The sequence below is a fragment of the Streptomyces lasalocidi genome (assembly GCF_005280215.1).
Classification (GTDB): Bacteria; Actinomycetota; Actinomycetes; order Streptomycetales; family Streptomycetaceae; genus Streptomyces; species Streptomyces longwoodensis.
This window is the reverse complement of record NZ_SZNQ01000001.1, coordinates 4,406,626-4,433,131: the sequence shown is the minus strand read 5'-3', so window position 1 is coordinate 4,433,131 and position 26,506 is coordinate 4,406,626. Positions and strand designations below refer to the sequence as shown.

Annotated in this window: 28 protein-coding genes; 11 read left to right on the top strand and 17 right to left on the bottom strand. The window is 73.1% G+C overall.

Going from position 1 to position 26,506, the window contains the following annotated elements:
* Positions 1 to 903 (bottom strand): menaquinone biosynthesis prenyltransferase MqnP, encoded by a 903-nt coding sequence (gene mqnP, locus E4U91_RS19995; protein WP_137308129.1) that lies wholly within the window; start codon positions 901 to 903, stop codon positions 1 to 3.
* Complete coding sequence (locus tag E4U91_RS19990) at positions 900 to 2,351, bottom strand: menaquinone biosynthesis decarboxylase (RefSeq protein WP_137308128.1); 1,452 nt, start codon at positions 2,349 to 2,351, stop codon at positions 900 to 902. Before E4U91_RS19990 ends, mqnP begins: the two co-directional genes overlap by 4 nt.
* Before the next feature lie 195 nt (positions 2,352 to 2,546).
* On the opposite strand from E4U91_RS19990, the gene E4U91_RS19985 reads away from it, so the two are divergent.
* From E4U91_RS19985 to E4U91_RS19975, 3 genes are all read left to right on the top strand, one after another.
* The gene (locus E4U91_RS19985) at positions 2,547 to 2,936 is read left to right on the top strand and encodes a PLD nuclease N-terminal domain-containing protein (protein WP_137308127.1); all 390 of its coding nucleotides are present in this window, start codon (positions 2,547 to 2,549) and stop codon (positions 2,934 to 2,936) included.
* A 112-nt stretch (positions 2,937 to 3,048) separates the two neighbouring features.
* Positions 3,049 to 4,050: a quinone oxidoreductase family protein gene (locus tag E4U91_RS19980; protein ID WP_137308126.1), complete on the top strand. Its 1,002-nt coding sequence runs from the start codon at positions 3,049 to 3,051 to the stop codon at positions 4,048 to 4,050.
* A gap of 66 nt (positions 4,051 to 4,116) precedes the next feature.
* Complete coding sequence (locus E4U91_RS19975; RefSeq protein WP_137308125.1) at positions 4,117 to 4,566, top strand: nucleoside deaminase; 450 nt, start codon at positions 4,117 to 4,119, stop codon at positions 4,564 to 4,566.
* A 22-nt stretch (positions 4,567 to 4,588) separates the two neighbouring features.
* Here the strand turns inward: E4U91_RS19975 and E4U91_RS19970 are convergent, their stop codons facing one another.
* The 8 genes from E4U91_RS19970 to hemL form a co-directional block, all read right to left on the bottom strand.
* Positions 4,589 to 4,984 carry an SRPBCC domain-containing protein gene (locus E4U91_RS19970; protein ID WP_137308124.1) on the bottom strand — a complete coding sequence of 132 codons (396 nt, stop codon included), beginning with the start codon at positions 4,982 to 4,984 and terminating at the stop codon, positions 4,589 to 4,591.
* A 25-nt stretch (positions 4,985 to 5,009) separates the two neighbouring features.
* Positions 5,010 to 6,089, bottom strand: coding sequence for a c-type cytochrome biogenesis protein CcsB (ccsB, locus tag E4U91_RS19965; RefSeq protein ID WP_137308123.1), 1,080 nt, complete (start codon positions 6,087 to 6,089; stop codon positions 5,010 to 5,012).
* The gene (gene resB / locus E4U91_RS19960; protein WP_137308122.1) at positions 6,086 to 7,804 is read right to left on the bottom strand and encodes a cytochrome c biogenesis protein ResB; all 1,719 of its coding nucleotides are present in this window, start codon (positions 7,802 to 7,804) and stop codon (positions 6,086 to 6,088) included. The genes ccsB and resB overlap by 4 nt, the downstream gene beginning before the upstream one ends.
* Positions 7,805 to 7,807: 3 nt before the next feature.
* Positions 7,808 to 8,581 (bottom strand): cytochrome c biogenesis CcdA family protein, encoded by a 774-nt coding sequence (locus E4U91_RS19955; RefSeq protein ID WP_137308121.1) that lies wholly within the window; start codon positions 8,579 to 8,581, stop codon positions 7,808 to 7,810.
* Position 8,582: 1 nt separating this feature from the next.
* Positions 8,583 to 9,287: a TlpA family protein disulfide reductase gene (locus tag E4U91_RS19950; RefSeq protein ID WP_137308120.1), complete on the bottom strand. Its 705-nt coding sequence runs from the start codon at positions 9,285 to 9,287 to the stop codon at positions 8,583 to 8,585.
* Positions 9,288 to 9,369: 82 nt separating this feature from the next.
* Entirely contained in the window at positions 9,370 to 10,698 is a 1,329-nt protein-coding gene (locus E4U91_RS19945) for a polysaccharide deacetylase family protein (protein ID WP_137308119.1), read from the bottom strand.
* Between the two features lie 137 nt (positions 10,699 to 10,835).
* Positions 10,836 to 11,534 (bottom strand): histidine phosphatase family protein, encoded by a 699-nt coding sequence (locus tag E4U91_RS19940; protein ID WP_137308118.1) that lies wholly within the window; start codon positions 11,532 to 11,534, stop codon positions 10,836 to 10,838.
* Positions 11,531 to 12,877 carry a glutamate-1-semialdehyde 2,1-aminomutase gene (gene hemL, locus E4U91_RS19935; protein WP_137308117.1) on the bottom strand — a complete coding sequence of 449 codons (1,347 nt, stop codon included), beginning with the start codon at positions 12,875 to 12,877 and terminating at the stop codon, positions 11,531 to 11,533. Before hemL ends, E4U91_RS19940 begins: the two co-directional genes overlap by 4 nt.
* Positions 12,878 to 13,239: 362 nt before the next feature.
* Between hemL and E4U91_RS19925 the strand changes: the two genes are divergently transcribed.
* Positions 13,240 to 13,872 carry a hypothetical protein gene (locus E4U91_RS19925; RefSeq protein WP_174867831.1) on the top strand — a complete coding sequence of 211 codons (633 nt, stop codon included), beginning with the start codon at positions 13,240 to 13,242 and terminating at the stop codon, positions 13,870 to 13,872.
* A 19-nt stretch (positions 13,873 to 13,891) separates the two neighbouring features.
* On the opposite strand, the gene E4U91_RS19920 is transcribed toward E4U91_RS19925, so the two are convergent.
* Positions 13,892 to 14,923, bottom strand: coding sequence for an aminoglycoside phosphotransferase family protein (locus E4U91_RS19920; protein WP_137308116.1), 1,032 nt, complete (start codon positions 14,921 to 14,923; stop codon positions 13,892 to 13,894).
* Positions 14,924 to 14,982: 59 nt separating this feature from the next.
* Between E4U91_RS19920 and E4U91_RS19915 the strand changes: the two genes are divergently transcribed.
* From E4U91_RS19915 to E4U91_RS19900, 4 genes are all read left to right on the top strand, one after another.
* Complete coding sequence (locus tag E4U91_RS19915) at positions 14,983 to 15,378, top strand: TOBE domain-containing protein (protein WP_137308115.1); 396 nt, start codon at positions 14,983 to 14,985, stop codon at positions 15,376 to 15,378.
* A gap of 143 nt (positions 15,379 to 15,521) precedes the next feature.
* Positions 15,522 to 16,379, top strand: coding sequence for a molybdate ABC transporter substrate-binding protein (gene modA / locus E4U91_RS19910; protein WP_137308114.1), 858 nt, complete (start codon positions 15,522 to 15,524; stop codon positions 16,377 to 16,379).
* Positions 16,376 to 17,182 carry a molybdate ABC transporter permease subunit gene (gene modB, locus E4U91_RS19905; protein WP_137308113.1) on the top strand — a complete coding sequence of 269 codons (807 nt, stop codon included), beginning with the start codon at positions 16,376 to 16,378 and terminating at the stop codon, positions 17,180 to 17,182. The genes modA and modB overlap by 4 nt, the downstream gene beginning before the upstream one ends.
* Positions 17,179 to 18,258, top strand: a complete 1,080-nt coding sequence (locus tag E4U91_RS19900; protein ID WP_137308112.1) for an ABC transporter ATP-binding protein — start codon at positions 17,179 to 17,181, stop codon at positions 18,256 to 18,258. The genes modB and E4U91_RS19900 overlap by 4 nt, the downstream gene beginning before the upstream one ends.
* Positions 18,259 to 18,824: 566 nt before the next feature.
* Here the strand turns inward: E4U91_RS19900 and E4U91_RS19895 are convergent.
* From E4U91_RS19895 to E4U91_RS19880, 4 genes are all read right to left on the bottom strand, one after another.
* On the bottom strand, positions 18,825 to 20,255 hold the full coding sequence (locus E4U91_RS19895) for a sensor histidine kinase (protein ID WP_137308111.1): 1,431 nt from the start codon (positions 20,253 to 20,255) through the stop codon (positions 18,825 to 18,827).
* Positions 20,256 to 21,008 carry a response regulator transcription factor gene (locus E4U91_RS19890; protein ID WP_137308110.1) on the bottom strand — a complete coding sequence of 251 codons (753 nt, stop codon included), beginning with the start codon at positions 21,006 to 21,008 and terminating at the stop codon, positions 20,256 to 20,258.
* Positions 21,009 to 21,189: 181 nt separating this feature from the next.
* A complete protein-coding gene (locus E4U91_RS19885; protein WP_137308109.1) occupies positions 21,190 to 21,771 on the bottom strand; it encodes an FMN reductase in 582 nt (193 codons plus the stop codon).
* A complete protein-coding gene (locus tag E4U91_RS19880) occupies positions 21,768 to 22,907 on the bottom strand; it encodes an LLM class flavin-dependent oxidoreductase (RefSeq protein WP_137308108.1) in 1,140 nt (379 codons plus the stop codon). The genes E4U91_RS19885 and E4U91_RS19880 overlap by 4 nt, the downstream gene beginning before the upstream one ends.
* Positions 22,908 to 23,099: 192 nt before the next feature.
* On the opposite strand from E4U91_RS19880, the gene E4U91_RS19875 reads away from it, so the two are divergent.
* Positions 23,100 to 23,981: a helix-turn-helix transcriptional regulator gene (locus tag E4U91_RS19875; protein ID WP_137308107.1), complete on the top strand. Its 882-nt coding sequence runs from the start codon at positions 23,100 to 23,102 to the stop codon at positions 23,979 to 23,981.
* On the opposite strand, the gene E4U91_RS19870 is transcribed toward E4U91_RS19875, so the two are convergent.
* Positions 23,953 to 24,495: a MarR family winged helix-turn-helix transcriptional regulator gene (locus E4U91_RS19870; RefSeq protein ID WP_137308106.1), complete on the bottom strand. Its 543-nt coding sequence runs from the start codon at positions 24,493 to 24,495 to the stop codon at positions 23,953 to 23,955. The genes E4U91_RS19875 and E4U91_RS19870 overlap by 29 nt on opposite strands.
* 14 nt (positions 24,496 to 24,509) lie before the next feature.
* The gene (locus E4U91_RS19865) at positions 24,510 to 25,016 is read right to left on the bottom strand and encodes a hypothetical protein (protein WP_241678639.1); all 507 of its coding nucleotides are present in this window, start codon (positions 25,014 to 25,016) and stop codon (positions 24,510 to 24,512) included.
* A gap of 132 nt (positions 25,017 to 25,148) precedes the next feature.
* Between E4U91_RS19865 and E4U91_RS19860 the strand changes: the two genes are divergently transcribed.
* Positions 25,149 to 25,484, top strand: coding sequence for a YnfA family protein (locus tag E4U91_RS19860; RefSeq protein ID WP_137308105.1), 336 nt, complete (start codon positions 25,149 to 25,151; stop codon positions 25,482 to 25,484).
* Between the two features lie 225 nt (positions 25,485 to 25,709).
* Positions 25,710 to 26,495, top strand: coding sequence for an SDR family NAD(P)-dependent oxidoreductase (locus E4U91_RS19855; RefSeq protein WP_137308104.1), 786 nt, complete (start codon positions 25,710 to 25,712; stop codon positions 26,493 to 26,495).
* Positions 26,496 to 26,506 lie beyond the last annotated feature (11 nt).

Here is a 26,506-nt window from a genome sequence, read left to right as displayed (position 1 = left end):
CTACGGCGTCAGCCCCCGCACCAGCAGGTCCAGCAGCGCGCACACGAACAGGGCGATGCCGATGAAGCCGTTCACACTGAAGAAGGCCCGGTTCAGGCGGGACAGGTCGTGCGGGCGGACCAGGGAGTGCTCGTAGACGAAGGCGCCCGCGACGATCAGCAGGCCAAGCCAGAAGAAGGCGCCCGCGTCGGTGGCGACGGCGTACCAGGCGAACAGGGCCGTGGTGATCACGTGGCACCCGCGCGCCGCCCGGATCGCGGCCGGGATGCCGAAGCGGGCCGGCACCGAGCGCACGCCGATCCGGCGGTCGGTCTCCACGTCCTGGCAGGCGTAGATCAGGTCGAAGCCGCCGATCCAGATGCCCACCGCGAGGCCGAGGATCACCGCGTCCCAGGACCACTCGCCGCTGATCGCGAGCCAGCCGCCGATCGGGCCCATCGCCTGGGCGACGCCCAGGATGGCCTGCGGGAAGTTCGTGAACCGCTTGCCGTACGGGTACACCACCATCGGGACCACCGCGACGGGGGCGAGCGCCAGGCACAGCGGGTTCAGCAGCGCGGCCGCGCCGAGGAACACCACCAGGGCGATCAGCGCGCCGGTCCAGGCGTGCCGGACGGACATCGCTCCGGTGACCAGCTCCCGCTGCGCGGTGCGCGGGTTGCGGGCGTCGATCTCGCGGTCGATGATCCGGTTGACCGCCATGGCGAAGGTGCGCAGGCCCACCATGCAGACGGTGACCAGCAGCAGCCGGCCCCAGTGGATGTTGCGGTCCCAGGCGTACATCGCGGTCAGCGAGGCGATGTAGGCGAAGGGCAGCGCGAACACGGAGTGCTCGATCATCACCAGGCGCAGGAACGCCTTGGTGCGCCCCGGCGTGGGGATCGCGGCGGACGCTGAGCTCACAGCCCGTACTCCTTCCAGCGGCGGTCGACCAGGGCCGCGGTGTCCGGGTCGGACAGGACCATCTCGGGCCACCCGCCGTCGCGCGTGTACCCCTCCTCCGGCCACTTCCGCGTCGCGTCGATGCCCGCCTTGCCGCCCCAGAACTGCTGGTAGGAGGCGTGGTCGAGGTGGTCGACGGGGCCCTCGACCACCGTGAGGTCGCGGGTGTAGTCGGTGTTGCCGAGGGCGCGCCAGGCGACCTCGTGCAGGTCGTGCACGTCACAGTCGGCGTCGACGACCACGATCAGCTTGGTCAGGGACATCATGTGCGCGCCCCAGACGGCGTGCATCACCTTCTGGGCGTGCTTGGGGTACTTCTTGTCGATCGAGACGATCGCGCAGTTGTGGAAGCCGCCGGCCTCGGGCAGGTGGTAGTCCACGATGTCCGGGACGATGATCTTCAGCAGGGGCAGGAAGAAGCGTTCCGTCGCGCGGCCCAGCGGCCCGTCCTCGGTCGGGGGGCGGCCGACGACGATCGACTGGAGCAGGGGCTTGCGGCGCATCGTGACGCAGTCGATGGTCAGCGCCGGGAAGGGCTCCTGCGGGGTGTAGAAGCCGGTGTGGTCGCCGAAGGGGCCCTCGGGCCGCATCTCGCCGGGCTCCAGCCAGCCCTCCAGGACGACCTCGGCCTGCGCGGGCACCTGGAGCGGGACCGTCTTGCAGTCGACCATCTCGATGCGCTTGCCCGCGATGAACCCGGCGAAGAGGTACTCGTCGATGTCGCCGGGCAGCGGGGCGGTGGAGGCGTAGGTGACGGCGGGCGGGCAGCCGAAGGCGATGGCCACGGGCAGCCGCTCGCCGCGCCGGGCGGCGACCTGGTAGTGGTTGCGGCTGTCCTTGTGGATCTGCCAGTGCATGCCGATGGTGCGCCGGTCGTGGCGCTGGAGGCGGTACAGGCCGAGGTTGCGGATCCCGGTCTCCGGGTCCTTGGTGTGGGTGAGCCCCAGGTTGAAGAAGGAGCCGCCGTCCTGGGGCCAGGTGAACAGCGCGGGCAGCCGGTCGAGGTCGACGTCGTCGCCGCGCAGGACGACCTCCTGCACGGGGGCGTCCTTGACCTTCTTCGGCGGCACGTGGGTCATCGCGCCGAGCTTGCCGAAGGCCTCGCGCACGCCCACGAACCCGTGCGGCAGCTCGGGCCGCAGCAGCCCGCCGATCTTGTCGGAGATGTCGCCGTACGACGACAGCCCGAGCGCCTTGAGCAGGCGGCGGTCGGTGCCGAAGACGTTCATGGCGAGGGGCATGTCGGAGCCGCGCACGTTCTCGAAGAGCAGCGCGGGCCCGCCGGACTTCTGGACCCGGTCGACGATCTCCCCGACCTCCAGGTACGGATCGACCTCCGCCTTGACGCGCTTGAGGTCGCCTTCGCGTTCCAGTGCCCTGAGCAGGGAACGAAGATCGTCGTAAGCCATGCGTCCCAGTATCGCCGAGGCCCCTGTCCGTCCCGCGCGCGGGGCCGCCCGTGGCCCGCCGGGCTGGTTGCCCCTTTGTCCCGCTATGGCCCCGCTCCGGCCGCCGGGTGGGAGGGGTTCGCACCCACCCGCTAGCCTGTGCGCGTCATCGGGGCCCTCGGGGCCCCGCAACCGTCTCCTGGGGGTCGCACCACCATGTTCCGGCTGTTGATGTACCTCGTGCCGCTGGCGCTGACGATCTTCGCGTTCATCGACTGCCTGAACACGCCCGAGGACGAGGCCCGGCACCTGCCGAAGATCGCCTGGGTGTTCATCATCCTGCTGTTCTGGATCGTCGGCCCGATCGCGTGGCTGGCCGCGGGCAGGGCGCGGACCGCGCCGGCGGGCGGGCGCACCCCCTCCGAGTGGCACCGCAACCACCGCCCGCAGTACGTCGCCCCCGACGACAACCCCGAGTTCCTGAAGTCCCTCGCCGAGGAGAACAAGCGCGACGAGGCGCTGCTGAAGGACTGGGAGGCGGACCTGCGCCGCCGCGAGGAGGAGCTGCGCCGCAAGGAGCGGGGCGAGGACGCGCAGGGTTCCTGACGGGGGCCGCGGCCGCCCGGCGCACCGCTTGCGCTTGTTCGATGACCGTCGTAGTTTGACGGTCATCGTATCTCTACGGCTCCGCTCCCCCTGCCGGAAGGACGGCTGCAGCATGCGCGCGATCGAGTTCCAGGAGTACGGCGGCCCCGAGGTCCTGCGGGTCGTGGACGCCGAGGTGCCCGAGCCGGGTCCCGGCCGGGTGAGCGTGGACGTGGCCTGGACGGGGGTCAACTTCGCCGATCTGAAGGCGCGTTCCGAGGGGTACCGGGTGCCCGCGCTCCCCCACCGCCCCGGCCTGGAGGTCTCCGGCCGCGTCCGGGCCGTCGGTGCGGGCGTGACGGGACTGGCCGTCGGCCAGGAGGTGGCCGCGCTGACCGAGGGCGGGGCGTACGCCGAGGTCGTCGTCGCCGACGCGGCGACCGTCTTCCCGGTCCCGGCCGGCGTCGGCCTGCGCACGGCGGCCACCCTGCCGACGGTGCTGCCGACCGCGTACGCGCTGCTGCACTCCGTGGGCCGGCTCCAGCCCGGCGAGAGCGTGCTCGTGCAGGGCGCGGCGGGCGGGGTCGGCACGGTGGCGGGCCAACTGGCGCGCGCGGCGGGCGCGGGCGCGGTGTACGGGGTGGTGTCCTCGCAGTCCAAGGCGCGGTACGCCCGCGAGCACGGCTACGACGAGGTGTACGTCGGGGACGTCGAGGCGGGGCCGGGAGCGGCGGGCGGCCTGCCCGAGTGGGTGCGGGCGGCCACCGGCGGCCGGGGCGTGGACCTCGCCCTCGACGCCGTGGGCGGCGAGACCTTCCGGCAGTCCCTGGCCTCGCTCGCCGTCTTCGGGCGGCTGGTCTCCTTCGGCAACGCGAGCTCCGCCGAGCCGTGGCACGTGGGGCAGCCGGAGCTGTACCCGGGCGGCCGGTCGGTCGGCGGCTTCTCCATCCTGACCCTGGCGAAGACCTCCCCGGCTCACCTGCGGGCGCTGGCGGAGCGGGCGTTCGCCACGGCGGTCGACGGGACCGTGACCCTGCCGGTCACCGCGGAGTTCGACCTGGCGGACGCGGCGGAGGCCCACCGGCTGATGGGGACCCGGGCGAGCACCGGCAAACTGCTGCTGCGGGTCGGCTGAGCGGCCCGGCCGTCCGCGGGCACCGGCTCCGCGGACCGGGCGCGACGAGGACGGGAGAGCGCACGCATGGACCAGGCACGGGCGCGTGAGTGGCTCGCCACGGCGGTGGCGGAGGCGCGGGCCGGGCTCGCCGAGGGCGGCATCCCCATCGGCGCCGCGCTCTACGGCCCCGACGGCACCCTGCTGGGCCGCGGCCACAACCGCCGCGTCCAGGACGGCGACCCCTCGGCGCACGCGGAGACAGCGGCCTTCCGCGCGGCCGGCCGACAGCGGACGTACCGCGGCACGACGATGGTCACCACGCTGTCGCCCTGCTGGTACTGCTCGGGCCTGGTCCGCCAGTTCGGCATCTCCCGGGTGGTGGTCGGCGAGGCCGAGACCTTCCACGGCGGCCACGACTGGCTGGCCGGGCACGGCGTGGAGATCGTCCTCCTGGACGACCCCGGGTGCGTCGCGATGATGCGCTCCTTCATCGCGAGCGAACCGGCGCTGTGGAACGAGGACATCGGCGAGTGACCCCCGCCGGGCCGCCCGAGTCCTAACCCAGCTTCGCGATCAGGCGTTCGAGGCGGTCGCGCCAGTCCTGTTCCGAGGCGCCCTCGCCGCGGAACTCGTGGGAGAAGCGCAGGGCGCTGCCGTGGCCGCCGTCGGGTTCCAGGTGGAAGCGGACGCGGGCGCCGTCGTCGAGGGTGTACTCGGCGATCCGGTCGACGTCCCACGCGGTGACCTGGCCGGCGCCCAGGCCGCGCAGGGCGACCGTGCCGCCGAGCCGGGGCTCGAGCACGTCCACGGCGGTCCACCAGGCGCCGAGCCCCTCGGGGGTGGAGAGCGCCGGCCAGACCGCCTCCATCGGCTGCGGGAACTTCACCAGGAAGTGCAGGATGTGCGTGTTCCCGTGGGTCTGGCTGGTGCCCTGTTCAATGGAACCGGTCATGTCTCCAGGGTGCCCCCTGACCGGCTCAGACGCCCGCGTAGGAGTGCTTGCCGGAGACGAAGATGTTGACGCCGTAGTAGTTGAACAGCCAGCAGCCGAAGGCGATCAGGACCAGGTAGGCGGCCTTGCGGCCCTTCCAGCCGGCCGTGGCGCGGGCGTGCAGGTAGCCGGCGTAGGCGACCCAGGTGATGAAGGACCAGGTCTCCTTGGGGTCCCAGCCCCAGTAGCGGCCCCAGGCGTCGCCCGCCCAGATGGCGCCCGCGATGATCGTGAACGTCCACAGCGGGAAGACGGCCGCGTTGACGCGGTAGGAGAACTTGTCCAGGGACGCGGCGGAGGGCAGCCGGTCCAGGACGGAGTTCGCGAAGCGGCCGGGCGTGCCGCCGCCGGCCAGCTTGGTCTCGTAGCCGTCCTTGAAGAGGTACAGGATGGTGGCGACCGCGCCGACGTAGAACACCGCTCCGCAAAAGATCGCGGTGGAGACGTGGATGTACAGCCAGTACGAGTGCAGCGCCGGGACCAGCTGGTCGCTCGCGGTGTACAGGACGGTGACCGCGAGGCCCAGGTCGAGCAGGACCGTGGTGGTCAGGAACAGGCCGAGCCAGCGGACGTTCTTCCTCAGCGCCAGCAGGGCGAGGTAGACGCCGACGGCGACCGTGGAGAACGTGATGTTGAACTCGTACATGTTGCCCCACGGCGCCCGCTCCACGGAGGCCGCGCGGGCGATGACGCCGGCCAGCTCCACCGCGAAGGCCAGCACGGTGAGGGAGACCGCGATCCGGCCGTACAGGTCGCCCTGCTCGTCCCCGCCGTGCGCGCCCGGCCCGTCGGGCACGTCCCGCGACCCGGACGCCGAGCGCACGACGACCTCCGGCCGCTCCAGGACGGCGGTCCCGCCGTTCTGGCGGACGGTGACGGCCGGCGCCTTCGTCCGGCGGGCCTCGGCAGTCAGCGCGGCGGCGGTGCGCCCGACCTTGCTGCGGCTGCCGAACAGCCACTCCAGGATGTACGCGAAGAAGGCCAGGGTGTAGACGGCCATCGCGGAGTAGATCAGCGTGTTGCTGATGTTCGCGAGGTGTTCGTTGGTGGCGGCGGCGAGGGTCACTGCTGCTCAGCCCCTTCGGCAGGTACGACGTGAGGGTCGGGGTCGGGGGAAACTGCGGGGTCGGGATCCGGGTCCGGGGCACCGGGGGCCCGCTCGTACAGGAGGCCGGCGAGGTCGCCGAGCTCCTCGGGCACCTTGGCGGACTCGCTGCGGCCGAGCCCGGCCATCTCGACGACGGTGACGCCGTCGTCGCCCGGCACGGCGCGCACCCACACACGGCGGCGCTGCAGGAACAGGGAGCCGGCCAGTCCGAGGATCGCGGCGAGGGCGCCGGCCAGGGCCCAGCCGCCGCCCGGCTCCTGGACCACCTGGAAGTTGGCCCACTGCCTGGTGCCCTCGTAGGTGACCGAGCCGGCGCCGCCGGGCAGGGTCAGGGTCTCGCCGGGCTTGAGGTTGCCGCGGACCTGGAGGCCCTTGGCGTCCTTGTAGTCCTTCATGTGGGACTTGTCGAGCTGGTAGACGCTCTGCGGGATGCCCGAGTCGACGCCCAGGTCGCCGTGGTAGGGCTCGAGGTTCAGCAGCGGGTTGATCAGCGCCGGGAACTGCGAGCCGGCCTCGGTGCCCGTGCCGCCGAACGTCGGGTAGAAGAACGCCTTGATGCCGAGCTGCTCGGTCGCGCCCCGGGCGTTCCGGTAGCCGTCCATGACCTTGACCACGCCGGTCGAGGTGACGTTGTTGTCCAGCGGCAGCAGCGGGACGGCGTCGCGGTAGACCACGTCGCCCTTGCCGTCGCGGACCGTCATCACGGGCGCGTAGCCGTGCGCGGTGAGGTAGACCTTGGCGTCGCCGATCTCCAGCGGGTGGTTGACCTTGACGGTGGTCTTCTTCTCCTTGCCGTAGGCGCCCTCGCTGTAGGTGAGGGCGGCCTGGTACGTGCGCGGAGTGCCCCGGTTGGGCCCCGTCATCTCGTAGGTGCCGGTGAACTTGTCCAGGTGGAAGCTGAACGGCACCAGGTCGTCGGAGCTGAAGAGGCTGCCGGACTTGAAGTCGTCGTACTGGGTGAGCGTGTTGGAGAAGCCGTCGCCCTCGACGACCAGCTTGTTGCCCTCGGACTTGAACAGCTGGCCCCAGCCGAAGGCGACCAGCAGCACGATCAGCGCGACGTGGAAGGCGAGGTTGCCGATCTCGCGCAGGTAGCCCTTCTCGGCGGCGACCGCGTCCCCCGCGGTGTGCGCCCGGAAGCGGCGCTTCTTCAGCAGGGCCAGCGCGGCCTCGCGCACCTGCTCCGGCGACGCCCCGGTGCGCCAGGTGGTGTACGCGGGCAGCCGGGTCAGCCGCCGCGGGGCGCCCGGCGGGCGGCTGCGCACCTGGCCGACGAACTGCCAGGTGCGGGGCACGATGCAGCCGATGAGGGAGACGAACAGCAGGAGGTAGATCGCGGAGAACCACACCGAGCTGTACACGTGGAACAGCCCGAGCCGCTCGTACACCGGGCCGAGGGTGGTGTGGGCCGCGCGGAAGGCGGCGACCTTGGTGGCGTCGGTGCCGGTCTGCGGGATCAGCGAGCCGGGGATCGCGGCGAGCGCGAGCAGCAGCAGGAGCAGCAGCGCGACCCGCATGGAGGTCAGCTGCCGCCAGAACCAGCGGGCCCAGCCGACGACGCCGAGCGCCGGGAGCCGGTGCGCGGAGTCCTCGGGCGCGGTGGAGAGCTGGGAGCCCGCCTCGGCCAGCTCCCGGTCGCCCGTCGGGTCGGTGGGCGCGGTGGTCTTGCTCATCGGTCAGATCCCCACAGTGAAGCCGTTGGACCAGGTCTGCATGTCCTGCACGATGCGGTCCCAGGCGCCGGTGAGCAGCAGCACACCGGTCACGATCATCATCGTGCCGCCGATCCTCAGCACCCAGGTGTAGTGGCGCTTGACCCAGGCGAAGGCACCGAGCGCCTTGCGGAAGGCGACCGCGGCGAGCACGAACGGCACACCGAGGCCGAGGCAGTAGGCGACGGTCAGTATGGCACCGCGTCCCGCGCTGCCCTCGTTGTAGGAGAGGGCGAGGACCGAGGTGAGGGTCGGGCCGATGCAGGGCGTCCAGCCGATGCCGAACAGGGCGCCCAGGAAGGGGGCGCCGATCAGTCCGGTGGTGGGGGCGCGGTGGAAGCGGAACTCGCGCTGGGTGAGCCAGGGCATCAGGCCCATGAAGAACACGCCCATGCCGATCATCAGCACGCCGAGGACCTTGGACAGCACGCCCTTGTTGGCCTGGAGCGAGTCGCCGAAGTAGCCGAACAGGGCCCCGCTGGAGACGAACACGGCGGTGAAGCCGAGGACGAACAGGGAGGCGCCGGCGACCATCCGGCCGCGCTTGGCCTCCGCGAGGTCGGTGCCGGTGACCCCGGTCACGTAGGAGAGGTAGCCGGGGACGAGGGGCAGCACACACGGGGAGAAGAAGGAGACCAGGCCGCCGAGGACCGCGACGGGCAGGGCGACCAGCAGGGCGCCGTGCAGCACGGTCTGGTTGGGGTCGGTGGCCGCGGCCAGCGTCGACACTGCGGTCACGTCACTTCTCCGCGAGGACCGGGTCGATCATCTTGCGCAGCTTGGTCTCGCTGAGCGGGGCCAGCGAGCGCGCGGCGATCCGGCCCTGCCGGTCGAGGACCAGGGTGGAGGGGATCGCCTGGAGGTTGAGGGTGCCCTTCTCGAAGCGCAGCAGCAGCTTGCCCGCCGGGTCGTAGAGGCTGGGGTAGCTGATGCCCTGCTGCTTCTCGAAGGCGAGGGCGTTGGCGTCGCTGGTGTCGCGGGTGTTGATGCCGACGAACTGCACGCCCCGCGCCTTGACCTGCTGGTAGACCTTCTCGAAGTTGGGTGCCTCGGCCCGGCAGGGCGCGCACCACGATCCCCAGACGTTGAGGACGACGACCTGGCCCTTGTAGGCGGCGACGTCGAGCTGCTTGCCGTCCAGGGTCGCGCCGGAGAGGTCGGGGGCGGTGGTCCGCTCGCCGCGGTCGACGGTGGAGATGCCGTCCTCGCCCATGACGAAGTTGGTGTCGCCGCCTCCGCCGGAGGTCCCTCCGGAGCTGCACGCGGTGAGCAGCAGCCCCGCGGCCGCGGCGCCGGCGACCGCCGTGAGGGCGGTGCGCCGCGTCGGCCGGACGGCCGGGCGGGGGGCGTCGGCGAGGCCGGACGGCCCCGAGGCACGGGGTGAGCCGGACGGGCGGGGTGCGCTGGTCGAGCGCAGGGGTAGGGCGCGGCGGGCGGCACTCATGTGAAAAGTTTCGCATGCCCGTTCTGGGGATCTTGCCCGCCCCCCTTGCGGGCGGAAATCCGCATTTCAGGCGGCGGTTCCGTCACGCCGCGGGGCTCTGCGTGCCCGCACCGGCGGGGGTCCCGGTGCCGGTGCCCGTGGGGGTCCCGGCGCCCGTGCCGAGGAACGTCTTCCAGCCGCCGGCCGGCTGCTGTCCGACCTCCAGGGTGCGCAGCCTGTCCAGCACCTCGGGCTTCTGGACGTCCATCCAGTCCACGAACTGCCGGAAGGAGACGAGCCGGACGTCGGCGCCCTTCTCCTTCTCGCGGGCGATGTGCGTGAACGCCTCCTCGACGGCGTCCATGTAGATGCCGCCGTTCCAGCGCTCGAAGTGGTTGCCTATGAACAGCGGTGCCCGATTCGTCTCGTACGCCCGCTGGAAGCCGGATATGTAGGCCTGGGCCGCCTGCCGCCGCCAGGCCGGGTGGTTGTGGGCGGGCGCGTTGGTCGAGTTGACCGACTGGTTGGCGAGCATGTTGTAGTCCATCGACAGCACCTCGAAGCTGCGGCCGGGGAACGGCACCTGCTGCAGCGGCAGGTCCCACAGCCCCTGCCGCTTCTGCGGCCAGACCTGGCGGCCGCCGGGCGAGGAGGCGTCGTAGCGCCAGCCGAGGGCGCGGGCGGTGGGCAGCAGGTTGTCCTGCCCGAGCAGGCACGGCGTGCGGCCGCCGACCAGTTCCTTGTCGTAGTCGAAGGGGAGCGCGGGCAGGTCGGTCCAGCCGGTGTGGGTGCGCCACTGCTTCACGAACGACTTCGCCTGGTCGATCTCGCTGCGCCACTGCTGCGGCGTCCAGTGGGCGACGGATCCGTGGCCCTCGCCGCAGAAGTGGCCGTTGAAGTGGGTGCCGATCTCGTGCCCCTCCAGCCAGGCGCGGCGGACGTTCTTCAGCGTCTCCTTGATGTGGTCGTCGGTGAGGTAGCCGATGTCGGAGGCGCCGCGGGCGTTGTTCGGGGGGTCGTAGAGCCGCTTCTTCGCCTCGGGCAGCAGGTACAGGCCCGACAGGAAGAAGGTCATGGACGCGCCGTGCTCGCGCGCGAGGTCGAGGAAGCGCGGGAAGAGGCCGTTGCCGACCTCGCCGGCGCCGTCCCAGGAGAAGACGACGAACTGCGGGGGCTGCTGGCCCGGCTCCAGCGGCACCGGCTTGCCGGGCTGGTGGGGCTGCTTGCCGGTGAAGGAGGTGGACCCGTCGCCGATGGGGCGGGCGGTGGCGGTGGCGCTCGGCCTGCCCGACGGGTCCTTGGAGGACCCGTCCGATCCGCCGGACCCGCCCGACCCGGTTCCGGAGGTGAGGGTGCCGCAGCCTGCCAGTCCGGCGGAGGCCGCCGCACCTGCGCCGATTCCGAGTGCTCCCCTGCGGGTGAGAATGCGCATGCGCGTCCCCCGTTCGTTCACGTGCTTGGGTGGTCACCCAGTCAGAGCACGTCACGAACGGGGGGGGTTCCGCGGAAAGGTCCGGATTCCGTAACAGGTCGGCTGCCCTGTTACCTGCGGTGGGCGCCCGGGTACGGTCAGGCGCCGAACGCCTTGCCCTGCCCCTTGCCCTGCTGCCCCCTGACCGGCTTGGCGCCGGCGAGGAGGTGGGCCGGGACCAGGTCGCGGGCCGGCTCGCTGTAGCCGACGGAGACGATCCGGTCGCCCCGGTAGGTGAACGTGGTCAGCGAGGCGAGCGTGCACTGCCGCTTGCGCGGGTCGTGCCACAGCCGGCGCTTCTCGACGTACGACCGCACGATCCAGATCGGCAGCTGGTGGCTCACCAGCACCGCCTCGTGCCCCCGGGCCCGCTCCTTGGCGGAGTCCAGCGCGCCCATCATCCGCACGACCTGGTCGATGTACGGCTCGCCCCAGGACGGCTTCATCGGGTTGACCAGGTACTTCCAGTTGCCCGGCCGGCGCAGCGCACCGTCGCCGACGCCGAAGGTCTTGCCCTGAAAGGTGTTCTCCGCCTCGATCAGCCGCTCGTCGGTGGCGAGGTCGAGACCGTGCGCCTTGGCGATCGGCGTGGCGGTCTCCTGCGCCCGCTCCAGCGGGGACGCGCAGACGTACGTCACGTCCCGCGAGGACAGGTGCTCGGCGACCCGGTCGGCCATCTGCCGGCCGAGCTCGGACAGGTGGTAGCCGGGCAGCCGGCCGTAGAGGACCCCGTCCGGGTTCTCGACCTCGCCGTGCCGCATCAGGTGGACGACGGTGATGTCGGTGCTGCTGCTCATGCGGGCGTGGCCTCCGCTGCGGCTCGGGCCGCCGCCGGGAGGGCGTCGGCGATCGTCTGAAGGGCCCGCTCGTCGTGGGCCGTGGACACGAACCACGACTCGAACGAGGACGGCGGCAGGTAGACGCCGTTCGCGAGCAGGGCGTGGAAGAAGGCGGTGTAGCGGTACGACTCCTGCGCCCGGGCGTCCTCGTAGGTGCGCACCGGGCGGTCGGTGAAGAACACCGAGAACATGTTGGAGGCGCTCTGCACGGTGTGCGCGACGCCCTCCTTGCCGAGGGCCTCCGAGACCAGCGCCTGGATCTGCTCGGACACGGCGTTGACCCGCGCGTAGGCGGCGTCGTCGAGGAGGCGCAGCTGGGCGAGGCCGGCGGCGGTGGCGACCGGGTTCCCGGAGAGGGTGCCGGCCTGGTAGACGGGCCCGGCGGGGGCGAGGTGCGCCATGACGTCGGCGCGCCCGCCGAACGCGGCCGCGGGGAAGCCGCCGCCCATGACCTTGCCGAAGGTCATCAGGTCGGGGACCACGCCGTCGATGCCGTACCAGCCGCTGCGGCTGGTGCGGAAGCCGGTCATGACCTCGTCGGAGATGTAGAGGGCGCCGTTGGTGGCGCAGGCGTCCTTGAGGCCCTGGTTGAAGCCGGGCAGCGGCGGGACGACGCCCATGTTGCCCGGGGACGCCTCGGTGATCACGCATGCGATCTCACCGGGGTGCCGGTGGAAGGCCTCCTGCACGGCCTCGAGGTCGTTGTACGGCAGCACGATCGTGTCGCCGGCCTGGGCGCCGGTGACGCCCGGGGTGTCGGGCAGCGCGAAGGTGGCGAGGCCGGAGCCGGCGGCGGCGAGCAGGGCGTCGACGTGGCCGTGGTAGCACCCGGCGAACTTGATGACCTTGGACCGGCCGGTGAAGCCGCGGGCCAGGCGGATGGCGCTCATGGTGGCCTCGGTGCCGCTGGAGACCAGCCGCACCTGCTCCACGGGCGCCACGCGCGCGACGATCTCCTCGGCGAGCGCGACCTCGCCCTCACCGGGCGTGCCGAAGGACGTGCCGCGGGCGACGGCGTCCTGGACGGCGGCGATCACCTCGGGGTGGGAGTGCCCGAGGATCATGGGCCCCCAGGAGCACACCAGGTCGACGTACTCGCGCCCGTCGACGTCGGTGAGCCAGGCGCCCTGGCCCGACACCATGAACCGGGGCGTGCCGCCGACCGCGCGGAAGGCGCGCACCGGGGAGTTCACCCCGCCCGGCGTGACGGCGGCCGCGCGGTCGAACAGTGCCTGGGAGACAGGCGCTTCGTAGGGGTAGGGCGCCGCGGAGGGCGCTCCCGAAGAGGGCGTTTCGCTCATGACCTGCGACTTCTCCGACCTTCTCCGACTTGCTCGGACTCCGGATGCTGGGTGACCTCCTCAGGGTAGGCCAGGGGGCCGACGGGGCAGCGGGGCGTGTGGACGGGCGGGCGGGTCGGCACCGGCCGGTGATCGAACTCATGCGGGCGCCGGTGATCTGCGAAACTGGCTCCTGATACACAGAGTTCTTGAACGGACGGCCCGCGCGGCCCGTGATGGTCAGGGACCGGGCAGATCCTGCGCCCCTGCGGAGAGGTGTTTCAGCGCACGTTTCGGCGGGCGGCCGTGGGGGAGGTCACTGACACGATGATCGGGTTGCGCGGCGGGGGCCACGCGTCCTAGAAAAGCAGTCGGGTGGAGATATGCATCGCGGTGGCGGACTGGGCGAGGGGACTGACGACCTCGGTCCTCGACGTGCCCGGCGGGGAAGGCACCGGCGCGACGCGGAGGAAGCGAACGAGGCACGTAAGGCACAGGGTGCACCGGGCGAGTCCGAGCGGATCGACCGGCTGGGCCGGGTGGACCCGCTGCGGGCCGGGAGCAGGAATGGTGGTCGGGTGGGGGTGACGTACAAGTACTTCGGCGCGCCGGACGGCGCGACCGCGGCCCGGGTCCCGATCTCGATGCGCCCCGAGGAACTCGGCGGCGACGAGCTCGGCATGGGCGGCATGTTCACCAAGATCAAGCCCGAGACCATGGCCGCGATGGTCCTCACCGGCATCGAGGGCGTCCCCCTGCACAAGGTCCCCCCGCTGGAACTGGTCGTCCTGCACCCCGACTACGCGGTCGTGAAGCTCCCCATGACGGTCGTCGACCCCCTGCGCGACATCGGCGAGGAAGCGGTCGGCGCGGCGGCGTTCATCTGGTCGACGGTCCCGGACCGGGGCGGCCCGCGGGACGCGTTCAACGTGTACCAGCTGCTGCACGAGTGGCAGGACTTCAGCCACCGACTCCACGAGGCGGGACACCAGCCTTACTGCCTGGTCTGGCCCTGAGCTGACCGCGGCCGGCCCGTCAGGGGCGTCGCGCCGGCAGGGGTGACAGGGCCGGCCAGCGGGTGAGGAGGGTGGTGCGCAGGGTTGTGGTCAGGTGGCCCAGGTGGGCGAGGTCGTCGCGCGTCGTGGCCAGGTCGGCGACGACACCCAGGCGGTGGACGAGCCGCCGGCGGGCCGTCGCGGTGCCCCAGCGCCAGTCCTCGTGCGGGATCCTCGCCAGGTGGTCGACGGTCCCCCGGTGCGCCCGCTCGACCAGCGCGTCCCCCCTCAGCAGCCAGCCCGCGCACGCGTCCGTGAGGTCTCCCCGCACGTCGGCGCCGGTCGCGCGGCGCCACGCCGTGCGGTACGCGGTCTCCGCCGCGTCGAGCAGCGGCCGGTCCGGGGCGGTGGCGCACCAGCAGGTCGGGAAACCGATGCGCAGGTAGGCGAGTTCCACCAGGCCGTTGCCCAGCGCGGCCTGTTCGAAGTCGATGAACCTGAGCCCGCCGCTGCCGGTGTGCAGGTCGTTGCCCGGGCACGGGTCGCCGTGCAGGAGGGCATGGCCGGGGGTGCGGGCCAGGCGGTCGACCAGGGCCTCCAGCTCGGCGCGGACCGCGGAGGGCACCGCGCAGCCGAGGGTGCGCGCCAGACCGAGGAAGGCGTCGACGTCGGCCCCGGTGGGTCCCGACCAGGCGGGCAGGAGGCCGGCGTCGTCCGGGCCGGTGGCCGCGTGCAGGCGGGCCAGCGCCTCGGCGTAGCCGATCACCCAGTCCCCGGGCGGCGGGCGCTCCTCCACGTGCTCCAGGACCAGCACCCGTGCGCCGGGGTCGACGCCGAGCACCCCGGGGACGACGGGTGGGTCGACCCGGGACGCCAGCCGGAGAGCGGTCACCTCGCGCGCGTACCGGTCCTCGGCCTCGGGACCCTCGACCAGCTGCTTGACCACCACCGGCGTACCGGACAGCTCGGCCCGCCACACCCGCGACCGCGGACTGCTGGCCAGCCCGCGCACCCGGCGGGGTACACCCAGCTCCGCCCTCAGCCCCTCGCCCCACGGCAGTCGCGCTCGCATGCCCGCATCCTCCCCGCCGCACGCGGTGCGTGTCCCGGTGCTGGCCTATCTTGGCGCGCATGCAGTCATACACGATCGGTCAGGCCGCGCGGCTGCTCGGAGTGAGCCCGGACACCGCCCGGCGGTGGGCGGACGCGGGCCGGGTGGCCACCCACCGCGACGAGCACGGCAAGCGGCTCGTCGACGGCAAGGACCTGGCCGCCTTCTCCGTGGAGCTCGCGCGCACCGGCAGCGGCGAGGAGGACGTCCCCACCACCTCCGTCCGCAACGCCTTCCCCGGCATCGTCACCGCCATCAAGCTCGGGGACGTCGCCGCCCAGGTGGAGATCCAGGCCGGACCGCACCGCCTGGTGTCCCTGCTGACCCGGGAGGCCGTGGAGGAACTGGGCCTGGAGGTCGGCATGGAGGCCACGGCCCGGGTGAAGTCCACCAACGTGCACGTCGACCGGACCTGAGGACCGTCGTACGATCGCACATGCCAGGCACGGCGCACTCAGGACCTGCTCATGCGATGTAACTAGGGGCTTTTGCCTCGCAGGTGCGGCATTATCATCGGACCGTGGCCGAGTCCGTCAGGACCCGAGGAAATGGACCCGTGATGACCCGTTCCGTGCGCCGGACCCACCGGACCCGTCGGACGCTTCAGGTGGCCGGTGCGGGGTTCGCCGCCCTGCTGGCCCTGAGCGCCTGCTCCGACTCGGGCTCCGGTTCCGGCTCCGACGCGTCCGGGAAGAGCTCCGCCGCCGCGGGTTCCTCCGGCAAGGACTCCCCCGGCAAGCTGTCCGGTGAGGTGACCGTCTTCGCCGCCGCCTCGCTGAAGGAGAGCTTCACCGCGCTGGGCAAGGAGTTCGAGCAGGCGCACCCCGGCACCGAGGTCACCTTCAGCTTCGGCGGCAGCGACGCCCTGGCCGCGAGCATCACCGGGGGCGCGCCCGCCGACGTGTTCGCCTCCGCCAGCCCGAAGACGATGAAGATCGTGACCGACGCGGGCGACGCCGCCGGCACGCCCGCCACCTTCGTCCGCAACCAGCTGGAGATCGCGACCCTCCCGGGCAACCCCGACGAGATCGCCTCCCTGAAGGACCTCACCCGGTCGGACCTGAAGGTCGTGCTGTGCGACAAGGCCGTGCCGTGCGGGGCCGCCGCCCAGAAGGCCCTGGACGCCGGCGGACTGGAGCTCACCCCGGTCTCCTACGAGGAGGACGTCAAGTCCGCGCTCAACAAGGTCGTGTTGAAGGAGGCCGACGCCGCCGTCGTGTACAGGACCGATGTGCGGGCCGCCGGTGCCAAGGTGGAGGGCGTGGACTTCCCCGAGTCGGCCGACGCCGTCAACGACTACCCGATCACCCTCCTCAAGGGCGCGCGCCACACCGACGCCGCCGAGGCGTTCATCGCCCTCGTGCGCTCCGCAGAGGGCCAGAAGGTCCTGACCGGGGCCGGGTTCCTCGCGCCGTGACGCCCCCGCCACCGCGCCCCGGCCGTGGCGGCGCCCCGCTGCCGCTGCTGCTGCCCGCGCTGGCCGGGCTGGTGTTCCTGGTACTGCCGCTGGTGGCGCTGCTGGTCCGCGCCCCCTGGCGGAGCATGCCGGACCTGCTGACCAGCGCCGAGGTGTGGCAGGCGCTGCGGCTGTCCCTGGTGTGCGCGACGGCGGCGACCGCGGTGAGCCTGGTGCTCGGGGTGCCGCTGGCCTGGCTGCTGGCCCGGGTCGAGTTCCGGGGGCGAGGGCTGGTGCGGGCCCTGGTCACGCTGCCGCTCGTCCTGCCGCCCGTGGTGGGCGGTGTGGCGCTGCTGATGGCGCTCGGCCGCAACGGGGTGGTGGGGCGCTGGCTGGACTCCTGGTTCGGGCTCACGCTGCCGTTCACCACCACCGGCGTGGTGATCGCCGAGGCGTTCGTCGCGATGCCGTTCCTCGTCATCAGCGTCGAGGGCACCCTGCGGGCCGCCGACCCCCGCTACGAGGAGGCCGCCACGACGCTGGGCGCCTCCCGCTTCACCGCGTTCCGCCGGGTGACCCTGCCGCTCATCGCTCCCGGTGTCGCCGCGGGTGCCGTCCTCGCGTGGGCGCGGGCGCTCGGCGAGTTCGGCGCGACCATCACCTTCGCCGGCAACTTCCCCGGCCGCACCCAGACCATGCCGCTCGCGGTCTACCTCGCCCTGCAGAACGACCCCGAGGCGGCGATCGCCCTCAGCCTGGTCCTGCTCGCCGTGTCGATCGCGGTGCTGGCGGGCCTGCGCGACCGCTGGATGACCGCCTCATGACCGTCAAGGACCCGACCGCCTCCGCGCCGCGCCCCGCCGAAGGGCTGGACGCCCACCTGGTCGTGGAGCGGGGCGCGTTCCGGCTCGACGTGGCGCTGTCCGCGGCCCCCGGTGACGTCGTCGCGCTCCTCGGCCCCAACGGCGCCGGCAAGACGACCGCGCTGCGCGCCCTCGCCGGTCTCGTCCCGCTGTCCGGCGGTCATCTACGGCTGGACGGCGCGCCGTTGGAGCGTACGGCGCCGGAGGACCGCCCGGTCGGCGTGGTCTTCCAGGACTACCTGCTCTTCCCCCACCTGTCCGCGCTGGACAACGTCGCGTTCGGACCGCGCTGCCGGGGCGCCGGGCGGGCGGAGGCCCGGGCGCAGGCCGCCGAGTGGCTGGCGCGCATGGGCCTCGCCGAGCACGCGGCGAGCAAGCCGCGCAGGCTCTCCGGCGGCCAGGCCCAGCGCGTCGCCCTCGCCCGCGCCCTGGCCACCCACCCGCGACTGCTGCTCCTCGACGAGCCGCTGGCCGCCCTCGACGCCCGCACCCGCCTCGACGTGCGCGCCCAACTCCGCCACCACCTGGCCGAGTTCGAGGCGGTCGCGGTGCTCGTGACGCACGACCCGCTGGACGCGATGGTCCTGGCCGACCGCCTCGTCGTCATCGAGGACGGCCGCAGCGTCCAGGAGGGCGGACCGTCCGACATCGCCCGCCACCCGCGCACCGACTACATCGCCCACCTGGTCGGCCTCAACCTCTACCGGGGCGAGGCCGCGGGACACACGGTCCGCCTGGACGCCGGGCCCGCGATCATCACGACCGAGGACCTCAGCGGCCCGGTCTTCGTCGCCTTCCCGCCCAGTGCGGTCACCCTGCACCGCGACCGCCCGACCGGCTCCAGCGCCCGCAACCTCTGGCGCTGCGAGGTGGCCGGCCTGGAGACCCACGGCGACCGGATCCGCCTCGCCCTCAGCGGCGAACTCCCCCTGGCCGCGGACCTCACCACCCTCGCCGCCGCCGAACTGGGCCTGCGCCCCGGCACGAAGGTCTGGGCGACCCTCAAGGCAACCCAGACCCACGCCTACCCGGCGTGACCCGCCCGGGTCGTCGGGGGCGGGGGGTATATCAGGGGTGGCGCGGGAACTGTCGGGGCGACGGGAGGTGGGCGGGGCGGTTGTGGGGTCTGTGCGGGACGATGGGGCTTGATCGCGCAGTTCCCCGCGCCCCTGGGTGCGTGGGTGGTGCGGACTTCATATCCCCTGCGGGCCGTCGTCGGCTTGTCGCGCAGTTCCCCGCGCCCCTGCGTGTGTGGGTGGTGCGGTCCTCGTCTCCCCTGCGGGCCGTCGTCGGCTTGTCGCGCAGTTCCCCGCGCCCCTGAGGCCGGGTGAGCGGAGCGGGCTGTCCGGGGCTCGGGGTCGCTCGGGGCGCGGACTGTCCGGAGCCGGAGCTGCCAGGGCGCGAGCTGTCCGAAGCGAGGGCTGTCAGGGGCGCGGGGAACTGCGCGACCAGCCCCCGCCGGCCCGCAGGGGCCACGAGGCCGCCCCACCCACAGCCCCAGGGGCGCGGGGAACTGCGCAACCACCCCCCACAGACCCGCACCCGAACAACGCACGACCGCCCCCACCCACCCGCACCGCACCGCACCGCACCGCACCAAACCCTACGGCCGCCCACCCACCGTGAACCCGATCACCGCCCCACCCCCCGCCCGCCGAAACGCAAACGGCGTGCCCCCGTGCGACAGCGCAACCTCCCGCACGATTGACAACCCCAGCCCCGACCCCGGCAGGGACCGCGCATCCGCAGCCCGGTAGAACCGGTCGAACACCCGCGTGAGATCGCACTCGGCGATCCCGGGCCCCCGGTCCAGCACCTCCACCCGCACCGTCCCCGGCCGCGCCGGCCCGGTGACGCTGATCTCGACCGGCGCCTTCCCGCCCCGGTCGAACTTGGTGGCGTTCTCCACGAGGTTCGACACCGCCCGCGTCAGCATCCCCGGCCGCCCGTCGGTGGTGGTGTCCCCACTGGCCCGCACGAGCACCTCCCGCCCGGTACGGCGCCGGGCGAGCGCCGCGACCTCCTCGGCGATCTCCCCCAGGTCCACCCGCTGCGGCGGCTCCGTGCCGGACTGCCCGGCCGCCAGCTCGACGAGTTCGTTGACCAGGTCGGTCAGCTCCCGCGCCTCCTGGGTGAGGTCGGCGACCAGGTCGTCGCGGGTCCCGGGCGGCAGCTCGTCGATCCGGCGCAGCAGGGAGATGTTGGTGCGCAGGGACGTCAGCGGCGTCCGCAGCTCGTGGCCGGCGTCCTGGACGAGTCGGCGCTGGTCCTCCTCCGACTGCGCGAGGCGGCCCAGCATCCGGTCGAACGCCCGGCCGAGCCGCCCCACCTCGTCGGAACCGGTGACGGGCACCTGCACCCCGAGCTGCCGGGTGCGGGCCACGTCCTCCGCGGCGGAGGTGAGGATGACCAGCCGGCGCGTGATGCGCCGGGCCAGCCACCAGCCGAACAGCCCGGCCGCCGTGACGACCGCCGCCATGAGGATCAGCGTGCGCTGCTGGAGCGCCCGCAGCAGGTCCTCGGTGTCGCTGAACTCCTGCGCGACCTGCACGGCACCCCGGCCGCTGCCGAGGGAGACGGTCGCGATGCGGTAGACGTCGCTGCCGACGTCGACGTCCTTGTGCGCGGTCATCCGCCCGGCCGTCGCCGTGGCGGCGGTGGCCCGGTCGGCGGCGGTCACCGGCAGCCCGGGCCGCCCGGGGTCCACGACGGCGCCGTCCGGGCCGAGGACCTGTACGTCGGTGCGGGCGGGGCGGACAAGGTCGTGGCCCGGCGCTGAGGAGGAGAAGTCCTCCGGGGTCATCGCGTGCTGGCGGACCTCGTCCCGCAGGTCCTGCACCACCTCGTCGAAGACGGACTGCTGGTCGACGCGGACCAGCCGGGCGGCGGCGTTGTACGACAGGATGCCGACCAGGACGGTCACGGCGGCGGTGACGGCCGCGAAGGACACCGCGAAGGTCGTGCCGAGCGAGACGAGCTTGGGCCGCCGCCGGGCCAGCAGCCGGCGCAGCCGGACGCCGGGGGCGGTGCGCACTCAGTCCTCCCGCAGGACGTAGCCGACGCCGCGCACGGTGTGGATGAGCTGCGGCGCGCCGGGCTCGTCGAGCTTGCGGCGCAGGTAGCCGACGTAGACGGCGAGGTTCTTGGAGCCGGGGCCGAAGTCGTAGCCCCAGATGCGGTCGTAGATCGTGGAGTGGTCGAGCACGATGCCCGCGTTGCGGACGAGCAGCTCCAGCAGCTCGAACTCGGTGCGGGTCAGTTCCAGCTCGCGGCCGCCGCGCCAGGCCCGGCGGGCCTGGGGGTCCATGCGCAGGCCGGCGGCGGTCAGGAGCCGTTCGGCGGGGGGCTCGGGCTCCCGGACGCCGGGGGCGGGGGCGCCGGGACCGGTGGTGCCGGCGGCGCTCGCGGTGCCGGTGGTGCTGCTCGTACGGCGCAGGAGGGCGCGCAGGCGGGCGAAGACCTCCTCGACGTCGAAGGGCTTCACGACGTAGTCGTCGGCGCCGGCGTCCAGGCCCGCGATGCGGTCCGCGGTCTCCACGAGGGCGGTGAGCATGAGGATGGGCGTGCGGTCGCCCTCGGCGCGCAGCACGCGGCACACCTGGAGGCCGTCGATGCCCGGCATCATCACGTCGAGGACCAGGACGTCCGGCGGGCTCTTGTGCGCCTGCGCCAGCGCCTCCACGCCGTCGGCGACCGCGGTGACCTGGTAGCCCTCCAGGGTCAGCGCCCGTTCGAGGGCGTGACGGATGGCGCGGTCGTCTTCGGCGAGGAGCAGGGTCTGAGGCACGGGTCCAGTCTGCCAAGGCCTCCGGCGGTTGGGCGGGGGTGGGATGGGCGGGGGTGGGCTTCTTACTGGGCTCTCACCGTGTCGTGGGCGTTGTGCCGTCTGGCGGTCGTCTTGCGGGTGCGGGCCGGTGAGGGCTGGTCGCGCAGTTCCCCGCGCCCCTTGGGGTGGGCCCCGTGCCCCCCTATTTCAGGAGTTCGGCGAAGGGGGTGACCTCGAAGTCGGTCTTCCGAGTGCCGTGGGTCGGGGTGAGGCCCCGCATGAGGGTGGTCAGTTCGGTGGCCGCCCGTTCGACGCGGTCGGCCAGGCCGTCCGGGCCGCCCCAGTCCTCCGACGCGGCGTAGACCCCGGTGGGCACGACCACGGCCCGCAGGTACGCGAACAGCGGCCGCAGCGCGTGCTCCAGGACCAGCGAGTGCCGTGCCGTGCCCCCGGTCGCGGCGATCAGCACCGGCTTGCCCGTCAGCGCGTCCTTGTCCAGCACGTCGAAGAAGGACTTGAACAGTCCGCTGTACGACGCGGAGAACACCGGCGTGACGACGATCAGCCCGCCGGCCCCGGCCACCGCGTCCAGCGCGGCGGCCAGCGCCCGGCCCGGGAAGCCGTTGGTGAAGTGGTGGGCGATCTCCACGGCGAGCTCCCGCAGCTCCACCACTTGGACGTCCAGGTCCTCGGCCCGGCGTTCCACCGCCGCGGCCAGCCGGTCCCCCAGCAGCCGCGTCGACGACGGCACGCTCAGCCCCGCGGACACCACGACGAGCTTCATGCCACGACCTCCTGTTCCTTGACTTCCTGGTCCTCGGCCTCCTGGTCCTCGGCCTCCTGGTCCCTGCGGGCGGCGGCCAGCAGGGACGGGTGGGTCGGCGCCTCCGGCACCCCGGCCGGGCGGCCCACCGCGAACTCCTTGCGCAGCACCGGCACGACCTCCTCGCCCAGCAGGTCGATCTGCTCCAGCACGGTCTTCAGCGGCAGCCCGGCGTGGTCCATCAGGAACAGCTGGCGCTGGTAGTCACCGGCGTACTCCCGGAAGGCCAGCGTCTTCTCGATGACCTGCTGCGGGGAGCCGACGGTCAGCGGGGTCTGCTCGGTGAAGTCCTCCAGCGACGGCCCGTGGCCGTACACCGGCGCGTTGTCGAAGTAGGGGCGGAACTCGCGGACCGCGTCCTGGGACTTGGGGCGCATGAACACCTGGCCGCCGAGGCCGACGATGGCCTGCTCGGGCGTCCCGTGGCCGTAGTGCGCGTACCGGTCGCGGTAGAGCTCGACCATCCGCTTGGTGTGGTCGGCCGGCCAGAAGATGTTGTTGTGGAAGAAGCCGTCGCCGTAGTACGCGGCCTGCTCGGCGATCTCCGGCGAGCGGATCGAGCCGTGCCAGACGAACGGCGGGACCCCGTCCAGGGGGCGCGGGGTGGAGGTGAAGCCCTGCAGCGGGGTGCGGAACTTGCCCTCCCAGTCCACGACGTCCTCGCGCCACAGCCGGTGCAGCAGCGCGTAGTTCTCGACGGCGAGGTTGATGCCCTGGCGGATGTCCTTGCCGAACCAGGGGTAGACCGGGCCGGTGTTGCCGCGGCCCATCATCAGGTCCACCCGGCCGTCGGCGAGGTGCTGGAGCATCGCGAAGTCCTCCGCGATCTTCACCGGGTCGTTGGTGGTGATGAGCGTGGTGGAGGTGGAGAGGACCAGCCGCTGCGTCTGCGCCGCGATGTAGCCGAGCATCGTGGTCGGGGAGGACGGCACGAACGGCGGGTTGTGGTGCTCGCCGGTCGCGAAGACGTCCAGTCCGACCTCCTCGGCCTTGAGCGCGATGGCGACCATGGCCTTGATCCGCTCGCGCTCGGTCGGCGTACGCCCCGTGGTGGGGTCCGGCGTGACGTCGCCGACCGTGAAGATCCCGAACTGCATGGCCGCTCACCCTCCGCATTTGGTTGACGATTAAACTATACGGGCAAACAGCGGCCCCCGTCCCCGTATTCCGCCCCGCCCCCCTGCTCCCCTGCTCCCCTGCTGTTCTGCGCTCCCCTGCTGTTCTGCCCTTCTGCTCTCCTGCTGTTCTGCTCCCCTGCGACTGTCGGACCCCCGTCCTACGATCGCCCCATGGCCGCTCCCCGCCGTGACACCCGAGGCATCGTGGACGCCGCGGAGCTCTTCGCCCGTGTGCGCTTCCGCCGCCGCGAACCCGCCGAGGCCCTGCGCCCCTACCTGGAGCACTACTGGCTGATCGACTGGGACCTCCCCCAGCCGTACGCCTCCCACGTCGTCCCGCACCCGTCGGTCAACATCGTCTTCCAGCGCTTCGGCGACCAGGACCCGTTCGCCGAGGTCTCCGGCATCGGCCTCGAGCTCTTCACGCAGAAGCTGGAGGGGTGGGGCCGGGTCTGCGGCGTCCAGTTCCGGCCGGGTGGCTTCCGCCCCTTCTTCCCGGACCACCCGGTGTCCGACTGGACCGGCCGCCGGGTCCGCTTCCCCCAGGCCCTGACGGGCCCGGCGCCCCAGGAGGCCGCGCGGGCCATGGAAGCTACGCCGGACACGGGCGGCACGCACGCCGTGCCCGCCATGCACGCCACGGTCGCCGCCGTCCTCGACCCGCCCGAGGAGGACGACCGCGTCGCCGCCCTCGACGCCTTCCTGCTCTCCCTCGGCCCCCGCCCCGACCCCCAGGCCGACCTGGCGATGTCCCTGGTCGAGCGCATCCGCACCGACCGCGGCATCCGCCGCGTCGCCGACTTCGCCCGCGCCGAGGGGCTCTCCGTACGGCTGCTGCAGCGGCTCTTCTCGGCGTACGTCGGCGTCGGCCCCAAGTGGGTGATCCTGCGCTACCGCATCCACGAGGCCCTGGAGCGCGCCGAGACCGAACGCGCGGTCGACTGGGCTGCCCTCGCCGCCGACCTCGGCTACGCCGACCAGGCCCACCTGGTCCGCGACTTCACCGCGACCGTGGGCGTTCCCCCTACGGCGTACGCCCAGGCCGTGCGCTGACGGACCCCTCCGGTCCGCCGTTCCCCGGGTCGCGCACCCTTCCTGATCTCAGCCGGGCGACCTGCTCCCCGCTGAACTGCACCGTCCGCCGCATGTGACCGACGATCGCGGCGAGTTCCTCCTCCTCCAGGCCCTCGAACAGCGCCGAGCGGTCGCCGCCCAGCCGCTCCCACATCCGCCGGAACTCGGCGATCCGCTCCGGGACCGTCGCCACCAGCACCTTGCGCCGGTCGGCCGCGTCCCGCTCCCGGCGGACGTACCCGGCCCGCTCCAGCCGGTCCACCAGCCGCGTCGCCGACCCGGTCGTCAGGCCCGTCAGCTGGGCGACCCGGCCGGTCGTGACCGGCCCCGGCTCCAGCGTGAGCAGGTTCAGGCACTGCAGGTCGGTCGGGTGCAGCCCCAGGTGGTCGGCGACGGCCTGGTTGAACAGCGCGTACGAGGCGACGTAGCGGTGGGAGACGACGGACAGCTCGTCGAGCAGCCGGACCCGCGCGTACCCGGAGTAGCCGGACATCCGTGCACCACCTGTCAGAAGGAGTACGTGTCGCCGGTGGCCGGCACCAGCAGCCGCTGCCGGTCGTTCCCCCGGCCGCGGTCCACGGCCCCGGCGGCCCACACCATGTCGACGGTCGGCGTCACCTCCGCCGGGCGCCCCCGCAGCCACACCCCCAGCGCGAGCTCCCGGCCCCAGCCGTCCGCGTCCAGCGCGCCCGTACGGCACATCACGTCCCGCTCACCGGTGCGCGCGCACCCGGCTGGCAGCCGCTGTGCGCGCCGGGCGAGCGGCAGCAACCAACGCAGCCGCACCGTCGTGTCGGGAACGGCCGAGGGCCCGTGGTCGCGCGGGGTCAGCCGTACGTCGACGCGGCCCCCGTCGAGCACCGCGTACCCGTGGTGGGTGAGCCCGGCCCCCGGCGCCGGCTCCTGGGCCCGGGCCGGTCCGGCGGCGAGCGCGGCCACCGGCAGCAGGGCGGCCGGCACCCCCGGCGGAGCGAGAACCCGCGCACGGCGCCTGCCGCCCACTGCCACCACCACGGTCACTCCTCGGCCGACCGGACCCACGGGACCTGGTGATGTATCCCCCGCCCGCCGCCCGGCAGGCGCCCTCCAACAGGTGACGTCACCCGAGCCGGGCCCCGCGCGGGGGGCGTCTGCGAAGCTGCCCCCATGTCGATCCTCCGCTCCGTCGCCCTCTTCGTCGTCGCCGCGCTGTTCGAGATCGGCGGGGCCTGGCTGGTGTGGCAGGGCGTGCGCGAACACCGCGGCTGGCTGTGGATCACCGGGGGTGTCCTGGCGCTGGGCGCGTACGGCTTCGCCGCCACGTTCCAGCCCGACGCCCACTTCGGCCGGATCCTCGCCGCGTACGGCGGTGTCTTCGTCGCGGGCTCGCTGGTGTGGGGCGCGGTCGTCGACGGCTACCGGCCGGACCGCTGGGACGTCACGGGCGCGCTGGTCTGCCTGGCGGGCATGGCACTGATCATGTACGCGCCGCGCGGGAACTGAACGCGGTTCCACCGCGCGGACCGACCGCCCCTTCGCCGGGCCGCGCACGGAGACCGACCACCCCTGCCCATGACCGCCCCTTCGCCGGGCCGCGCACGGGCACCGACCGCCCCTCCCCGGCCCACCCGCGACGAAGACGCCCCGCCCCCACCGGCCCCCCGGCGCCGAACACCCCCCGCTTATCCTGGCGGGGCCACCCGTCGTCCGCACGAGGAGTCGCCCTCCATGGCCACCGCCCCCGCCGCCCCGTCCGCCGCCTCCCGCATCGCCGTCGTGACGGGCGCGAGCAGCGGCATCGGCGCCGCCACGGCCCGCCGGCTGGCCGCGGCCGGCTACCGGGTCGTCCTCACCGCCCGCCGCGAGGACCGCGTCGAGGCGCTCGCCAAGGAGATCACCGAGGCCGGCGGCTCCGCGACCGCGTACCGCCTGGACGTCACCGACCGGGCGGCCGTCGACGAGTTCGCCACCGCCTTCAAGACCATCGGCGTGCTCGTGAACAACGCGGGCGGCGCGCTCGGCGCCGACCCGGTCGCCACCGGTGACCCCGAGGACTGGCGCACGATGTACGAGACGAACGTCCTCGGCACCCTCAACGTCACCCAGGCCCTGCTCCCCAAGCTGGAGGCGAGCGGCGACGGCACGGTGGTCGTGGTGTCCTCGACGGCCGGGCACGGTACGTACGAGGGCGGCGGGGGCTACGTCGCCGCCAAGCACGGCGCCCACGTCCTCGCCGAGACGCTGCGGCTGGAGATCGTCGGCAGGCCGGTCCGGGTCATCGAGATCGCGCCCGGCATGGTCAAGACGGACGAGTTCGCGCTCACCCGCTTCGGCGGCGACCGCGAGAGGGCGGAGAAGGTCTACGAGGGCGTCGCCGAGCCCCTCACCGCGGACGACGTCGCCGAGACGATCACCTGGGCCGTCACCCGCCCCAGCCACGTCAACGTCGACCTGCTGGTCCTGCGCCCGCGCGCCCAGGCGTCGAACACCAAGGTCCACCGGGAACAGCGGTAGGACGGGGCGGC

What these genes read in the sequence shown, in the direction of transcription:
- E4U91_RS19990 (WP_137308128.1), bottom strand. Translation starts at nt 2,351, where the DNA reads ATGGCTTACGACGATCTTCGTTCCCTGCTCAGGGCACTGGAACGCGAA.
- E4U91_RS19985 (WP_137308127.1), top strand. Translation starts at nt 2,547, where the DNA reads ATGTTCCGGCTGTTGATGTACCTCGTGCCGCTGGCGCTGACGATCTTC.
- E4U91_RS19980 (WP_137308126.1), top strand. Translation starts at nt 3,049, where the DNA reads ATGCGCGCGATCGAGTTCCAGGAGTACGGCGGCCCCGAGGTCCTGCGG.
- E4U91_RS19975 (WP_137308125.1), top strand. Translation starts at nt 4,117, where the DNA reads ATGGACCAGGCACGGGCGCGTGAGTGGCTCGCCACGGCGGTGGCGGAG.
- E4U91_RS19970 (WP_137308124.1), bottom strand. Translation starts at nt 4,984, where the DNA reads ATGACCGGTTCCATTGAACAGGGCACCAGCCAGACCCACGGGAACACG.
- resB (WP_137308122.1), bottom strand. Translation starts at nt 7,804, where the DNA reads ATGAGCAAGACCACCGCGCCCACCGACCCGACGGGCGACCGGGAGCTG.
- E4U91_RS19950 (WP_137308120.1), bottom strand. Translation starts at nt 9,287, where the DNA reads ATGAGTGCCGCCCGCCGCGCCCTACCCCTGCGCTCGACCAGCGCACCC.
- E4U91_RS19945 (WP_137308119.1), bottom strand. Translation starts at nt 10,698, where the DNA reads ATGCGCATTCTCACCCGCAGGGGAGCACTCGGAATCGGCGCAGGTGCG.
- E4U91_RS19940 (WP_137308118.1), bottom strand. Translation starts at nt 11,534, where the DNA reads ATGAGCAGCAGCACCGACATCACCGTCGTCCACCTGATGCGGCACGGC.
- hemL (WP_137308117.1), bottom strand. Translation starts at nt 12,877, where the DNA reads ATGAGCGAAACGCCCTCTTCGGGAGCGCCCTCCGCGGCGCCCTACCCC.
- E4U91_RS19925 (WP_174867831.1), top strand. Translation starts at nt 13,240, where the DNA reads ATGCATCGCGGTGGCGGACTGGGCGAGGGGACTGACGACCTCGGTCCT.
- E4U91_RS19920 (WP_137308116.1), bottom strand. Translation starts at nt 14,923, where the DNA reads ATGCGAGCGCGACTGCCGTGGGGCGAGGGGCTGAGGGCGGAGCTGGGT.
- E4U91_RS19915 (WP_137308115.1), top strand. Translation starts at nt 14,983, where the DNA reads ATGCAGTCATACACGATCGGTCAGGCCGCGCGGCTGCTCGGAGTGAGC.
- modA (WP_137308114.1), top strand. Translation starts at nt 15,522, where the DNA reads ATGACCCGTTCCGTGCGCCGGACCCACCGGACCCGTCGGACGCTTCAG.
- E4U91_RS19900 (WP_137308112.1), top strand. Translation starts at nt 17,179, where the DNA reads ATGACCGTCAAGGACCCGACCGCCTCCGCGCCGCGCCCCGCCGAAGGG.
- E4U91_RS19885 (WP_137308109.1), bottom strand. Translation starts at nt 21,771, where the DNA reads ATGAAGCTCGTCGTGGTGTCCGCGGGGCTGAGCGTGCCGTCGTCGACG.
- E4U91_RS19880 (WP_137308108.1), bottom strand. Translation starts at nt 22,907, where the DNA reads ATGCAGTTCGGGATCTTCACGGTCGGCGACGTCACGCCGGACCCCACC.
- E4U91_RS19875 (WP_137308107.1), top strand. Translation starts at nt 23,100, where the DNA reads ATGGCCGCTCCCCGCCGTGACACCCGAGGCATCGTGGACGCCGCGGAG.
- E4U91_RS19870 (WP_137308106.1), bottom strand. Translation starts at nt 24,495, where the DNA reads ATGTCCGGCTACTCCGGGTACGCGCGGGTCCGGCTGCTCGACGAGCTG.
- E4U91_RS19860 (WP_137308105.1), top strand. Translation starts at nt 25,149, where the DNA reads ATGTCGATCCTCCGCTCCGTCGCCCTCTTCGTCGTCGCCGCGCTGTTC.
- E4U91_RS19855 (WP_137308104.1), top strand. Translation starts at nt 25,710, where the DNA reads ATGGCCACCGCCCCCGCCGCCCCGTCCGCCGCCTCCCGCATCGCCGTC.